The 13,676-nt window shown below is 70.9% G+C and carries 12 protein-coding genes; 3 read left to right on the top strand and 9 right to left on the bottom strand.

The annotated features are described in order from the left end of the window. The gene (locus tag QRN27_RS15965; protein WP_285043080.1) at positions 1–1,359 is read right to left on the bottom strand and encodes an MFS transporter; all 1,359 of its coding nucleotides are present in this window, start codon (positions 1,357–1,359) and stop codon (positions 1–3) included. 225 nt (positions 1,360–1,584) lie between these two features. Between QRN27_RS15965 and QRN27_RS15960 the strand changes: the two genes are divergently transcribed. Continuing rightward, positions 1,585–2,235, top strand: a complete 651-nt coding sequence (locus QRN27_RS15960; protein WP_285043079.1) for a GntR family transcriptional regulator — start codon at positions 1,585–1,587, stop codon at positions 2,233–2,235. Positions 2,236–2,323: 88 nt separating this feature from the next. Here QRN27_RS15960 and QRN27_RS15955 read toward each other — a convergent pair whose 3' ends face one another. After that, entirely contained in the window at positions 2,324–3,574 is a 1,251-nt protein-coding gene (locus tag QRN27_RS15955) for an APC family permease (RefSeq protein WP_285043078.1), read from the bottom strand. A gap of 56 nt (positions 3,575–3,630) precedes the next feature. Continuing rightward, positions 3,631–5,631: an ABC1 kinase family protein gene (locus QRN27_RS15950; protein ID WP_285043077.1), complete on the bottom strand. Its 2,001-nt coding sequence runs from the start codon at positions 5,629–5,631 to the stop codon at positions 3,631–3,633. A gap of 131 nt (positions 5,632–5,762) precedes the next feature. On the opposite strand from QRN27_RS15950, the gene QRN27_RS15945 reads away from it, so the two are divergent. Further along, positions 5,763–6,401, top strand: a complete 639-nt coding sequence (locus QRN27_RS15945; protein WP_285043076.1) for a LysE family translocator — start codon at positions 5,763–5,765, stop codon at positions 6,399–6,401. 68 nt (positions 6,402–6,469) lie between these two features. Continuing rightward, complete coding sequence (locus tag QRN27_RS15940; RefSeq protein WP_285043075.1) at positions 6,470–7,288, top strand: hypothetical protein; 819 nt, start codon at positions 6,470–6,472, stop codon at positions 7,286–7,288. Positions 7,289–7,333: 45 nt separating this feature from the next. On the opposite strand, the gene QRN27_RS15935 is transcribed toward QRN27_RS15940, so the two are convergent. From QRN27_RS15935 to QRN27_RS15910, 6 genes are read right to left on the bottom strand one after another with little or no spacing between them, the layout of a single operon-like run. Next, positions 7,334–8,314 (bottom strand): hypothetical protein, encoded by a 981-nt coding sequence (locus tag QRN27_RS15935; protein ID WP_285043074.1) that lies wholly within the window; start codon positions 8,312–8,314, stop codon positions 7,334–7,336. A gap of 46 nt (positions 8,315–8,360) precedes the next feature. Next, a complete protein-coding gene (locus QRN27_RS15930) occupies positions 8,361–9,230 on the bottom strand; it encodes a MurR/RpiR family transcriptional regulator (protein ID WP_285043073.1) in 870 nt (289 codons plus the stop codon). After that, positions 9,220–10,266, bottom strand: coding sequence for an N-acetylmuramic acid 6-phosphate etherase (gene murQ / locus QRN27_RS15925; protein WP_502929534.1), 1,047 nt, complete (start codon positions 10,264–10,266; stop codon positions 9,220–9,222). The genes QRN27_RS15930 and murQ overlap by 11 nt, the downstream gene beginning before the upstream one ends. Continuing rightward, positions 10,250–11,191, bottom strand: a complete 942-nt coding sequence (locus QRN27_RS15920; protein WP_285043072.1) for an N-acetylglucosamine kinase — start codon at positions 11,189–11,191, stop codon at positions 10,250–10,252. Before QRN27_RS15920 ends, murQ begins: the two co-directional genes overlap by 17 nt. Beyond that, positions 11,188–12,789 carry a glycoside hydrolase family 3 N-terminal domain-containing protein gene (locus QRN27_RS15915; protein ID WP_285043071.1) on the bottom strand — a complete coding sequence of 534 codons (1,602 nt, stop codon included), beginning with the start codon at positions 12,787–12,789 and terminating at the stop codon, positions 11,188–11,190. The genes QRN27_RS15920 and QRN27_RS15915 overlap by 4 nt, the downstream gene beginning before the upstream one ends. Continuing rightward, positions 12,786–13,628, bottom strand: coding sequence for a carbohydrate ABC transporter permease (locus tag QRN27_RS15910; protein ID WP_285043122.1), 843 nt, complete (start codon positions 13,626–13,628; stop codon positions 12,786–12,788). The genes QRN27_RS15915 and QRN27_RS15910 overlap by 4 nt, the downstream gene beginning before the upstream one ends. Between the last annotated feature and the right edge of the window lie 48 nt (positions 13,629–13,676).

Genomic DNA, 13,676 nt, shown 5'->3' with positions numbered 1-13,676 from the left:
TCACGCCTCGGTCGCGGTCTTCGTCCGCGTGCCCGTCGTCGCGTCCGCCGAGGGGATCTCGCGGTGCAGCGTCTCCGGGAGGGCGATGATGCCGATCAACCCGATCACGCTGAGGACGATGAGGTAGATCGCGACGAGCCAGGGGGCGCCGCCGCTCGCCGCGACGAGGGCCGTCGCGACCAGTGGCGCCGTTCCGCCGACGATCGCGACCGGGATCTCCCGCGAGATCGCGATACCGCTCCACCGCATGGAGGTCGGGAAGAGCTCGGCGAGCATCGCCGCCGAGACCCCGATCGTCGCGCCTTGCACGATGGCGAGGCCGAGGATGAGGGCGATGCCGACCAGCACGGAACTCTCCGTCTGGAAGAGGAGGAACATCGGGAACGCGTAGACGATCCCGAAGATCGCCGTCGCGATGAGGACCGGCTTCCGGCCGATGCGGTCGGCGAGCTTGCCGAAGAGCAGCACGGCGGGCACGGTGATGAGCTGCGCGATGATGAGGCCGGTGAGTGCGACGGTCGGTGCGACCGTGAGCGTGCCGGTGACGTAGGAGACCGAGAACGTACCGACGACGTACGTCCACGGCAGGGCGAAGACGAAGATCGCCATTCCGGAGAGCAGCACCCGCCAGTGTCCGCGCACGGCCTGGACGAGCGGAGCCCGACGGATCTCCCCGTCGCGCTCGACCGCTTCGAACGCCGCGGTCTCCTTCACGCGGAGGCGGAAGTACAGGGCGAACGCGACGATGACGACGCTCGCGATGAACGGGATGCGCCATCCCCAGGCCTGGAACTGCTCGACCGGGAGCATGGTGAGGAGCGCGAACGCCCCGGTGGCGAGCGCCATCCCGACGTACACCGCTGCGCCGGGGAACCCTGCGGTGAACGCCCGGTTCTTCACATCCGAGGACTCGCTGGCCATGGTCATCGCCCCGGCGAACTCGGCACCGGCGCCGGCACCCTGGAAGATGCGCAGAATGATGAGGATGATGGGCGCCCAGGCGCCGATGGTCTCCGCCGTCGGCAGCAGGCCGATGAGCGTCGTGGCCGTGCCCATCATGAGCAGCGTGACGAGCAGGGTGGTCTTCCGGCCGACGCGGTCGCCGAAGTGGGCGAAGATCAGGCCGCCGATGGGGCGTGCTCCGAAGCCGACGGCGAAGGTGGCGAAGGCGCCGAGAACGCCGGCCAGCTCACCCCCGCCGGGGAAGAACAGCGGGGCGAAGACGAGCGCCGTCGCGAGGCCGTAGAGCGTGAAGTCGTACCACTCGATGACGGTTCCGACGGAGCTGCCGATCACCGCCCTTCGGCGCTGTTGTCTGGAATCGAGTTCGATCTGGTCGTGGGGGTTCTGATGGGACATGTCACTCCTTCGTGGTGGTCCGTGAGGGGTCCCGTCGCAACCGGACCCGTCGTGGGATCCACGCTAGAGCGAAGCGTGTCGACTGTCGAGGTTACGTAGTCATATTTTCTGGACCAATCCTGATCTGGACCGCAGCGAGCTCGGATCGGACCGACTGACGGGGTCCGGTTCCGCTGATATTCGGTACGCTGATGCCGTAGCATTCGCCGACGAAGGAGACCCAGCATGCCCGTGCCCTCAGCCAACCCGCCCGTCGAGCGTCGGTCCCTCCGCGAGGTCGCGGTCGAGCGCATCCGCACCGCCATCTTCGACGGCACGCTGGAGCCCGGAGAGCACCTCAACGACGGCGAGCTGCAGTCCTGGCTCGGCATCTCCCGCACCCCTATCCGCGAAGCCCTGAACGACCTCGCCCGCGTCGGCCTCATCGAGATGGCCGCCCAGCGCTACACCCGCGTCGCCCTGCCGGACCCCGCCCAGCGCACCGAGGTCATGCAGACCCTCGGCGCGATGCTCGGCGGCATCGTCCGCGTCACCGTCCCCGGCCTCGGCGCGACACAGAAGAAGGCGCTCGTCCGCTCGATCAACCAGGTGATCGTCGTCGTCGAGCAGCGCGACATGGCCGAGCACGGACGTCTCAGCTGGGAACTCTTCGACGCCTTCATCGCCGCGTGCCCGAACGCCACCCTCGTCGCAGCGACGAAGGACATCATCGACGGGCTCACCTACCGCTCGTCCGCCACCCGCACGGAGGAGACGACCGACTGGGCCGCGAAGGAACAGGGCTACCCGGAGCTGCGTAAGGCGGTTGAGGCCGGCGATGCGATCGCCGCCGAGCTCGCGGTCGAGAACATCTTCCGCCTGTCCGCTCAGCTGTAGCGGGCCGCCCTTCGACAGGCTCAGGGACCGGGGCAGTCTCAGGGACCGGGGCCGGCTCAGGGACCGGGGCTGCGGTCCTTCGACAGGCTCACGGCCGCCGTCGAGGTGCCAGGATCGCCCGCCCGGCGAAGCCGAGCAGCACCACAGCACTCCCGACGGCGACGGACGTCGGGGGCAGCGTGCCCATGAGCAGCACGCACCCGGCAGCACCCACCACGCTCACCGCCCGCGGATACCGGCGGTGGCCGCCCGTCTGTCGCAGCGCCGCGACGTTCGCGACCACGTAGTACAGCAGGACGCCGAACGAGGAGAAGCCGATCGCGCTCCGGAGGTCGACAAGCAGGACGAGCACGATGACGACGGCGCCCGCGAGGAGTTCAGCCCGGTACGGGGTCGCGAAGCGCGGGTGCACGGCGTCGAGCGCCCGGGGGAGGTCGCCGGTCCTCGCCATCGCGAACGCGGTCCGTCCCACGCCCGCGAACACGGCGAGCAACGCACCCAGACAGGCTGCCGCCGCTCCGACCCGCACGAGCGTCGACGCCCCCGGCCACCCGTTCGCCTCCACCACGGCCGCCAACGGTCGTGACGCCTGAGCCAGGCCGTCGGCGCCGAGGGTGAGCAACGCCACCACGGCGACGCCCGCGTAGACCACCACCGCCACCGCGAACGCGATCCCGATGGCCCGCGGGATCGTCCGGGCCGGATCGCGGACCTCCTCGCCGAGGGTCGCGATGCGCGCGTACCCGGCGAAGGCGAAGAACAGCAGGCCGGCGGACTGCAGCACAGCGAGTGGCCCGGCATCGAACACGAGCGAGGCGGAACCGGTCACGCCCGCCGTCGGCCCGAACGCCCCGGACGCGACGACCACGGCGAGCACGAGCAGGACGCCCACCACGATCACCCGGGTCGCCGTCGCCGTGCGGGTCACGCCCATGCAGTTGGTCACGACCACCAGGGCGACCGCGACCGCCGCGACCGGGCGACTCCACTCGGCGGGGGCAGCGTAGGCAGCGAAGGCGACGGCCATCGCCGCGGCGCTCGCCGTCTTCCCGATCACGAAACTCCACCCGGCGGCGAACCCCCACCACGGCCCGATGAGCTCGCGACCGTAGACGTAGCTGCCTCCTGCGGAGGGGAGCTGGGCCGCGAGTTGCGCCGACGACATCGCGTTGCAGCAGGCGACGACCGCGGCGATCAGGAGTCCGACGAGCAGGCCGGCGCCCGCCACCTGGGCGGCCGGCTGGAACACCGCGAACACGCCGGCGCCCATCATCGAACCGAGGCCGATGAACACGGCGGCGCTGGTGCCGAGTCGTCGCTGCAGTCCGGGAGCGCTCACCCGATCACGCTAGCGGTGTCGGGTGAACAGCAGGGTCCGGATGAGGCCTGCGTCCATCACTGGCCTCGGCGGATCACCGTCTGCCGCAGGACGCGCAGCAGGCCGAGGAAGCCGAGGAAACCGATGAACGCGGCGATCAGGTCGAAGACGCGGAGTCCGCCAGGCAGGGTCGGGCCAGCACCCGTCACGACGAGGACCACGGCGATCACCATGGCGGCGATCGAGATCAGCGTGCCGACGATCTCCGCCGTCACCCCCTGGACGAGTCCCTTCGCGGGTTCGTCGGCGAGGCCCTTCAAGGTCACCCCGACCGTGCCCTGCTCGAGCCCGGAGAGCAGCGCGTCGAGTCGGCGCGGCAGGTTGCGGGCCAACGCGGCCGACACCGCGGCCTGAGCCTGCAACGTCACGGCCGTCTGACGGATCGACCGGGCACGCCGGAGCAGTCGCGGCACCATGGGCAGCGCCTGCTCGAACATGTCGAAGTCCGGGTCCAGGGCCTTGAGGCAGCCTTCGAGCGTCGCGAAGCTGCGGAACGCGGCCGCGAGGTCGCCGGGCAGGGCGATGTGGTGCTGGCGGATGACGTCCAGGAGGCGGCTGAAGATCGAACCGTCGCCGCCCGGGCGGTGTCGTTCGGTGGTGATGACGATGCCCACGTCGTGGCGGAGGGCGTCGAGGTCGGCGTCCTCCGGCAGGTCGACGATGAGGAGGAGCGCGTCGGTCGCGGCGATGTCGTCCTCGCTGACGGTGGCGAGCATCACCGCGGTGAGCCGCTGACGCTGGCTGCGCTCGATGACACCGACGGCGCCGAAGTCGATGAGCCCGAGGGAACCGTCTTCGCGGAGGATGACGTTCCCCGGGTGCAGGTCGGCGTGGAAGACGCCGTGCACGAGGATCTGTTCGAGCACGACCTCCATGAGCCCTGTCGCGAGGGCCTGCCGTTCCTCCAGTGGGATGGTCGCGATGCGGTCGCGGGCGCGGCTGAGGGGGAGCCCGTCGACGAGGTCCATGGTGAGCAGGCGGGCGCCCGACGCCGCCGGGTACACGCGCGGGACGGTGATCCGGACACCGTCGTCGTGCTCGTCGCGTCGCTTCAGGGTGCTGCGGATCATCTCCACGTTGCGGGCTTCGATCCGGTAGTCGAGCTCCTCGAGGAGGGTCGAGGTGAACGCTCGGGCGACAGAGGCGAGGCGGAGGTCCTGCCCGAACTTGGTGTGCGTCTCGGCGCGCTCGGCCAGGCGGACGACGATGTCGGCGTCGGCCTCGACCTGCACCCGAGCGGCGGGACGCTGGACCTTCACGACCACGGGCGTGCCGTCGAGGAGCTCGGCGGTGTGCACCTGCGCGACGGAGGCGGCGGCGAGCGGGTCGGAGTCGATGGACGCGAAAACCGTGTCGATCGGCGCGCCGAGTTCGGTCTCGATGACGACCTCCACCTCGTGCCACGGCAGCGTCGTCGCCTCCGACTGCAGGGAGGCGAGGGCGCTGAGGTAGGGCTCCGGCACGAGGTCACGGCGCGTCGACAGCACCTGCCCGAGCTTCACGAAGGTGACGCCGGAGTCGTTGATCGTCGCGATGATCGCGTTGGCGCGCTGCTCGCTCGTGGTGAGTTCCAGCTGCACGCGGGATCGGCCGTGCACGAGCCAGCCGGCGCCGTGACGCGAGGCGATCGTGAGGATCTGGAGGTAGCGGCGGGTGCGGCGTCGCCGGCGGATCGCCGAGCGGACCACGTCGATCGGGTTCATCAACGGGCGGGTGGGGATGATCACCTCGATGGCGACGAGGACACCGAGACCGAGGGCGAAGATCCAGCCGATCGCGAGGAGGGCGACGGCGATCGCGGCGAACGCGGCGCGGGCGTCGTCGGCCTGGCCGTCCTGGAGGAGGCCGGTCTGCTGGACGAGCCAGCTGGCGAACGGGGGACCGGTGACGAACACGACCAGGCCGACGACGATGCTGCGTGGCCAGCCGACCGGGGCATCGAGCACGCGACGGGCGGCGAATCCGAGGAGGAGCGCGGAGACGATCGCCAGCACGATGGTGAGCGCATCAGTCAGCATCCGGCATCCCCTCGTCGGTCGAGCGGTCGACTCGCCCCGTCCGCCAGCGTATCCGGCCGAGCTGAGCGCGCGCGAGCGGTCGTCGCTCGTCTACATTCGACTCAACACCCGAGCCGATCATCGGAGTCCGCATGCTTCCCCCGACCAACCTGTGGGCGTTCGCCCTGGCGTCGCTCGCGCTGATCGTCATCCCGGGGCCGAGCATCCTCTTCGTCATCGGCCGCTCACTCGCGCTGGGGCGGAAGGCGGGCGTCCTCAGCGTGGTCGGCAACGCCCTCGGCATGCTGCCGGCGGTGGCGCTCGTCTCCCTCGGCGTCGGGTCGATCGTCGCCGAGTCGGTCGTCGTGTTCACCGTCATCAAGCTCGTCGGAGCCGCATACCTCGTGTTCCTCGGTGTGCAGGCGATCCGTCATCGCAACGACCACATCCGCACCGCGGAGACGACGAAGGCGCGTCCGTCCTCACGACGGCTCCTGGGCGAGGGCTTCCTCGTTGGCGTGACGAACCCGAAGACGATCGTGTTCTTCGTCGCCGTCCTCCCGCAGTTCGTCGCGTACGACTCCGGGGCGATCCCGGTGCAGATGGCCGTCCTCGGACTCGTCTTCTTCGCGATCGCGCTCGTGAGCGACAGCGTCTGGGCGCTCTCGGCGGGGACGGCGCGGGCCTGGTTCGCGCGGAGCCCGAAGCGTCTCTCGAAGCTGACCGCGGGCGGTGGCGTGATGATGATCGGCCTCGGTGGCACGATCGCGTTGACGGGCAGCAAGGCGTAGCGCTGCGCCTCGACCGATGATCGACCGGTGTTCCCGCTAGGGTGGCCGGCGGGGAACGGGGAACGGGCATGGACGATCAGCGGGTGCGGAGCGAGGCCGGGGCGGGCGAGTCGGCGGAACGGACGAGCCAGCGGCGGCACCAGCGCTCCGTGCTGCAGGTGCTCTCCGGGGTCATCGCGGTCCTCGCCTTCACGACCGCCGCGGGGCTCACCATGCCGGTGGTCCCCGCTGACGGGCCGGCGTTCAGCGCCCCCGACCGGATCACGGTGACCACCGCCGCCGGAACGGAGGTCGAGCTCGAACGGTTCCAGGGGGCGACGACCCGCTTCGGCTCGTATGCGCGCAACGGCCGGACCTTCACGCTGCTGGACGTCGACACCCGTTCGCGCGTCGTCGACCGCGTGCCGATCGTCGAACCGGCCGACATCATCGGCTCCGATGAGCTGCCGGTTCGATTCGTCGCCAGGGTGAGTGCGCCTCACGGGGAGGAGGACCCCTCCGCCGGCGAGGTCCGGCTCCGGGACGAATGGCGCATGTACGTCCCGGTCGAGGACGGCCTGCCGGAGTACACCGACCAGCAGATCAACCGGGGTGAGGTGGGTGCGGACGGCGGATCGGTCACCACCGACGACCGCTCGATCCTCGCGATCGCACCGTCCTACCGGGACGGGTCGACGAGCCCGCAGCAGTGGGTGGTCCTCTTCGACTTCGCCGCCCTGCATGCCGCGGGGAACACCAATCTCGGGTTCCCGCTGCCCTGGTACATCGATGGTCCGGTGGTCCCCGCGATCCGTGCCGTCGCTCCGGTGCTCGGCGTCGTCTTCCTCGGTCTCGCGCTGTTCCTGCCCCGACTGCACTGGCGCGGCTCATCGCCGCGCACCGGGTGAATCGGGGTTTCTCCCGTCAAGCGGCTCGGTCGCTCGGGCGAAGCGTCACCCGAGGGCGTCGCGGTGGCGGATGAGCTCCTGCAGGCGATCGTCGCGGCGGTCGGCGTCCGCCCTGACCAGCCCACGAAGCGAGGTGTCGTAGACGGACGTGGCTTGCTCCGGCTCGCAGTCCAGAACGGCTGCGATGCTGGCGAGCGCCTCGTCGTCCGACACCGCGCTCCCGATCACCTCGGCGATCGCGGGCCAGGACCGGCGGGTGCTGACGCGCAGCCGCTCCGCCTCAATCTGTCGGTCGTAGGCTCGGCGCTCGCTCGCGGGGTCGGCCCGGTGGTGGTTCTGCCTGGCGAGCTGACGCTCGACCATCTCGGCCGTCAGCTCGACGCGGAGCGGCTCGGCGAGGCGCAGGCCGAGTTCGACGACCACGACGTGGAGGTCGTAGGGGCCGGGCTCCAGCGAGTTGGCGTCCGACTGCGGCTGGAGCTGCACCGGGACACGGGTGACCTCGCCGGGGTCGAGCGGGACGGCGCGGTCCGCCGCGGAACCCATCCACCCGAAGGAGAATCCGGTCTCGCCGGGCGCGGTGAGGGCCCCGACCGCTCGGAACCCCTCGCTCTCCGGCGTCCATCTGGTGGCACCCGCGTTCACGATGTCGACGACGAGGTCGCTCGGATCGGCGATCTCCGCGACGAACGACGGCCACCGCAGCTCCAGGCCCTGTCGCCGCTCGGCTCGGCTCGGTCGAAGGTCCATGGTGTTCGGGTGGACGCGCACCAGCGGAAGCTGCTCGCTCGGATGCACCTGCGCCACGCGCCAGGTCCGGTGGTCCGTGTCGACCGGCGAACCGAGGTACACCGCACTGCTCTCCATCCGGCGGAGCACCCGCCAACCACCCGACGGTGCCTCAACGGCGGTGGTCTCATCGATGCCGCAAGCAAGTTCGTCCGCTAGCTCCGCGAGTGTCGTGCCGTCGCCGGTGAGTGCATCGCCGTCGACCTCGAGGTCCCCGATCCGTGGTGCGTCATCCATGGAATCCATGCCCGATGGTCTCATGCGCCATGCTCGAGACCCCGGCTCAGGTGTCGATGCGGTGGTCCTGGATGGACTCGTAGGTGACGCGGAGCGACTCCGCTGCGACGTCGTAGCGACGCTGGGCGACACGGATGAACAGCAGGTCGACGAGCGCGAGTTGCGCGATGCGCGAGGACATCGCCCCGGAACGGTAGCGGCTCTCCCTCGCCTGCGTCACGAGGACGAGGTCGCAGCGGCTCGCGATGGGGGAGTCGGGGAAGTTCGTGATGCACACCGTCGTCGCCCCGGCGGCCCGGGCGAGCTGCATCGCCTGCTCGGTCTCGACCGTGAGACCCGAGTGCGAGATGCCGATGGCGACCCCGCCCGGCCCGAGGAGGGCGGCCGACGGCAACGCGAGGTGGGCGTCGACGAAGGTGTTGGCCGGCATGCCGATCCGGTAGAGCTTCTGGTGGAGGTCCTGCGCGGTGAGGTTCGAGGAGCCGAAGCCGATGATGTCGATGCGCGGCGCGACGAGGAGGGCGTCCACGACCGCGTCCAGGGCGTCGCGGTCGAGCGAACGGGCGGTCAGTTCGATCGCCTGCACCTCCTGGTACGCGACCTTCGCGACGACCGTCTCGACCGAGTCGTCCGGGTCGATGTCGGCGTCGTCGACCTCGAACCGGTCGCGCTCCGCCTGCTCGCGGCTCGTCGACGTCGCGACGGCCACCCGGAACTCCCGGTAGCCCGTGTACCCGATCGTCTGGCAGAACCGGGCCACGGTCGCCTGCGAGGTGCCGCACGCCTTCGCGAGCTCCGTGATGGTCAACTCGACGACGAGCGACGGGGTGCCGATGATCGTCTCGGCGACGCGCGTCTCGGCGGCGCTCAGGCGTGGGATCGCCTGGCGGAGCACGAGGAGCGCGTCAGTGGACATCCGGTGCGGCCCCCGTCGACTGGGCGGCCGCGTGGGCTGCGATGGCCGCGCTCAGGGAGCCGTCGCCGCTTCGGAGGCGGGCGACTGCTTCATCTGCGGCGATGCCGGTCACGAGGACGAGGATAGCGGCCTTCACCCAGCCGTCGACGGATGCGAGTGTCGCAGCGGCCGTGGCGGCGTCGACCTCGGTGGCCAGCATGACCGTCCGTTCCGCGCGCGCTCGCAGCTTCTCGTTCGTCGCACGCAGGTCGACCATGAGGTTCCGGTACGTCTTCCCGAGTCGCACCATCGAGATTGTCGACAGCATGTTGAGCACGAGCTTCTGCGCCGTCCCAGCCTTCAGCCGCGTCGAACCCGTGAGGAGCTCCGGACCGACGACCGCCTCGATGCTGATGTCGGCGTCCCGTCCGAGCGGGGAGCCCGCGTTGCACGACAGGCCGATGGTGATCGCACCGACCGAGCGCGCGTCCTCGAGGGCGCCGAGGACGTAGGGCGTGCGACCGGACGCGGAGACCCCCACGACGGCGTCGTCCGCGGTGATCGACAGCGACGCCAGATCCGCGCGCCCGAGGTCGTCACGGTCCTCCGCGTTCTCCACCGCCTGCTGGATGGCTCCGGGGCCACCCGCGATGAGCCCGACGATGAGCCCGGGATCGGTGCCGAAGGTGGGCGGGGCCTCGCTCGCATCGAGGATGCCCATGCGGCCCGCCGTGCCGGCTCCCAGGTAGATGAGCCGACCACCGCGCCGGAGTCGGTCGACGATCGCATCGACGGCTGCGGCGATCTGGGGTGCCACGGCGGCGACGGCCTCGGGGACGGACCGGTCCTCCTCGTTCATGGCCGCGACGAGCTCACGCGTGGTGAGGGCGTCGAGGTCCGGGACGCGGTCGCCCACCTGCTCGGTGGACATCGTCGCGAGCTCGGCGCGGAGGGCGTCGCAGTCGGAGGCTTGCCCGGTGGTGATCGGTCCCCGCCCTTCGACAGGCTCAGGGGCCGCTAGCCCGGCAGTCGAGGAACCCTCAGACAGCGTGGACATCGTCGCGCACGACCCTTCCGGCGTAGGAGATCGCCGTGTCGAGGGCCACGAGCCTGGCGCCGTCCAAGGCGTCGCCCCGAGGCCCGACGAGGTCGACGCCGACGTCGCGCATGGCCGTCGCGAGGTGGGCGGCGAAGTAGGGCTGTGAGGCGATGCCGCCGACGACGCACACGGCACCGCTACCGGCCGCGGCGGCGCTCGCCGCGAGGTGCGCACAGGCGGCGTCGACGATGCCCGCGGCGACCTGGTCGCCCTGCTCGGCCCGGGCGATGACCGTCGGAGCGAAGGTGCCGAGTTGGCGGGCCGGCGCCCCGGTGCTGGAGACCCAGAGCGGAAGCGCCGGGATCGTGCCGGCGAGTGCCTCGGCGTCTGCGAGGAGTGCCGTCGCAGGGCCGCGACCGTCGAATGCGCGCATGCAGGCCTCGAGACCCTCCTGTCCGATCCATCGGCCGCTGCCCTCATCGCCGAGCCACGGGCCCCAGCCGTCGATCTGCTTGACGGCACCCGCCGCGTCGACGTCGAACACGACGGCACCGGTCCCGGCGATGAGCACGGTACCCGGACCACCGGCGAAGGCGCCGGCGTGGGCCGCGAGGGCGTCGTTCACGACCGCGATCGTGGCACCGAGCGCCAGGCGGAGCTCCGCGGTGAACGCGGCGACCTGGTGCGGGGCGGCTTCGACCCCGGCGGCGCCGATACCGACGTGCCGGACCTCGGCCAACAGAGCCGCCGGCAGCTGCGAGACCGTGTCCATGACCGCCCGAGCCGAGAGCTCGGCACCCTCGTGGTCGGCGAGGCCAGGCGCGCCGTGGCCGTGGGCCTCGGCGAGGATGGTCGGCTCCTCGGCGGAACCGCCGGTGATGCGGGCGCGGCAGGACGTCTTCCCGAGATCGATGGCGAGGACGGGTGGTGCGAGGTGGGTCATGATCCGTTCCGGTGGTGCTGGTGGTGCGAGGGTGCGGCGGTGGTCCCCGAGGCGAAGAGCTCCGTGACCCGGTCGGCCGAGGCGCGTGACGCTGCGAGACAGTCGATGACGGGGAGTGGGAGCCGGAGCTCGTCGGCGAGCGGCAGACCGACGCTCACGACGACGGCGTCGGGCCGGGTGGCCGCGATGCGCTCCACGGCGAGCCGCTGCGGGGTGTCGTCGTCGAGGCGGTCCGCCAGGAGGGCGACGCCGTGCTCGGCGGGGATCGTGTCGAGCAGGAGGGACAGCTCGTCCGAGGTGGACGCCTCCGCACGGGGATCCGGTGTGCGGAGACTCGGGCCGGCCTCGAGCCGCGTCACCTCGAACCGTTCGGCGAGAGACTCGGCGAAGGGGTCGTGCGCCGAGGCGACGGCGAAGGTCGGTCGGTCGCGGAGGTCGACGAGCGTGATCGCCGAGGCGTCGACGACGACGTCACCGCGGACCCGCACGACCCGGCGGATGGCGTCGGCGAAGCGCCCTTCGACCAGCTCAGGGACCGGGGATGCCTCGGGGACCGAGTCGCCGGTCTCTGAGCCTGTCGAAGGGCCGACCGTCGCAGCGAGCCGCGCGACGCGGGCGGCCGCACGCTCGACGATCGCGCGGTCGAGACCACCGTCGGTGATCGCGGCGCAGACCGCCTCGAACACCTCGAGGTAGTCGTCCTCGTCGGTGGTGGCGCCCTGCTTCGGTCCGAGGTTCGAGGGGTTGCCGATGCAGAGCAGGTCCACGCCGGCCTCGAGCGCGAGGACCGCCCCGCGTCCGGAACCGGTGGTGGAACGGATCGCGGCCATGTCGAGCGCGTCGGAGATGATGACGCCGTCGAAGCCGCTCTCGCGAAGCCGTCGAAGCGGGATCGGGTTGAGGGTCGCCGGGGCGTCACCGAAGGCGGGGACGACGATGTGGGCGGTCATGACGCTCGCGACCCCGGCCGCGACGGCAGCGTCGAACGGCGGCAGGTGCTCGGCCTCGAGCTCCTCCAGCTCCAGCTCGATGCGGGGGAGGTCGAGATGGGAGTCGCTCGCGGTGTCGCCGTGGCCGGGGTAGTGCTTCACGCAGGCGGCGACCCCACCCGACTGCAGACCCTCGACCATGGCGGCGACGTGGCGGGACACCAGCGCCGCGGTGGTGCCGAACGAACGTACGCCGATGACGGGGTTCGCCGGGTTGGTGTTCACGTCGGCCACGGGGCCGAGGTCGACGTTCGCCCCGGCCGAGCGGAGTCGGCGCGCGAGCTCGGAGCCGACGGCCCGGGTGGTCTCGACCTCGTCGAGCGCACCGAGCTGGGCGTGCCCCGGCAACGTCGATCCGGTGAGGGCCTCGAGACGGGAGACGTTGCCGCCCTCCTCGTCGACGCCGATGAGGATCTCCGGTCGGTGGGCGCGGAGCGTCGCCGAGAGGGCCTCGACCTGCGCCGGATCGGCCGAGAGGTTCTGGCCGAAGTAGACGACACCGGCGAGGCCGCCGTCGAGTTCGCGCAGCAGCCAGTCCGGGGCGGTCCGGCCGAGGAACCCCGGCCAGAGGACGCCACGGACCAGCCGGGCGACGTCGGGGTCGGTCATCCCTTCACCGCACCGGAGACGAGGCCGCCGGACAGGCGTCGCTGCACGAGGATGAAGAAGATCATGACCGGGATCGTGATGATCGTCGACGCCGCCATGACCGAGCCCCAGTCGTTGGAGTTCAGTCCGAAGAACTGCTTGAGGCCGATGGCGACCGTGTAGTTCTCCGTCGAGCCGCCGAGCAGGGTCATGGCGAAGATGAACTCGTTCCACGCGGTGATGAAGCTGAACACGCTCGTCGCGACGAGGCCGGGGGCCACGAGCGGGAGCATGATCGAACGGAACATGCGCCACCAGCTGGCGCCGTCGAGGAACGCCGCCTCTTCGAGCTCCACCGGGACCGCCGCGACGAAGCCGCGGAGCATCCAGATGCCGAACGGCAGGGCGAGGGCCACGTAGACGATGATGAGCCCGAGCAACGTGTTGAGCAGCTGCAGGTCGCGGATCTGCACGAACAGCGGGATGACGAGCGCCTCGAGCGGCACCATCTGCACGACGAGGATCATGAGCAGCACCGCGGTGCGGAACTTGAACCGGAAGCGGGCGACCGCGACCGAGGCGAGGAGCGCGACGGCGGCGGAGATGATGACCGTCGCCGCTGCGACGATCGCGGAGTTGCGCAGGAAGACGGCGAACCCACCGTCGGTCAGGACCGACTCGAAGTTCGTCAGCGACAGTTCCTTCGGGAAGAAGGACTGCCCGCCACTCGACGCCTGCGCGTCGAAGGCGCTCGAGAGCATCCAGTACGCCGGGAACAGCGTGAACACGAGGAGCAGGGTGACGAGGACCGCCTTGACCGTGTTGGAGCGGATCTTCCGACCGCTCGCCTTCCGGTGCATGGGGACCTGCGGCTTGGTCGATCCGTCGGTACCCGGTCCCTGAGCCTG

Source organism: Plantibacter sp. LMC-P-059a, from assembly GCF_030209505.1.
GTDB lineage: Bacteria > Actinomycetota > Actinomycetes > Actinomycetales > Microbacteriaceae > Plantibacter.
This window is presented reverse-complemented; position numbering and strand designations above follow the sequence as displayed.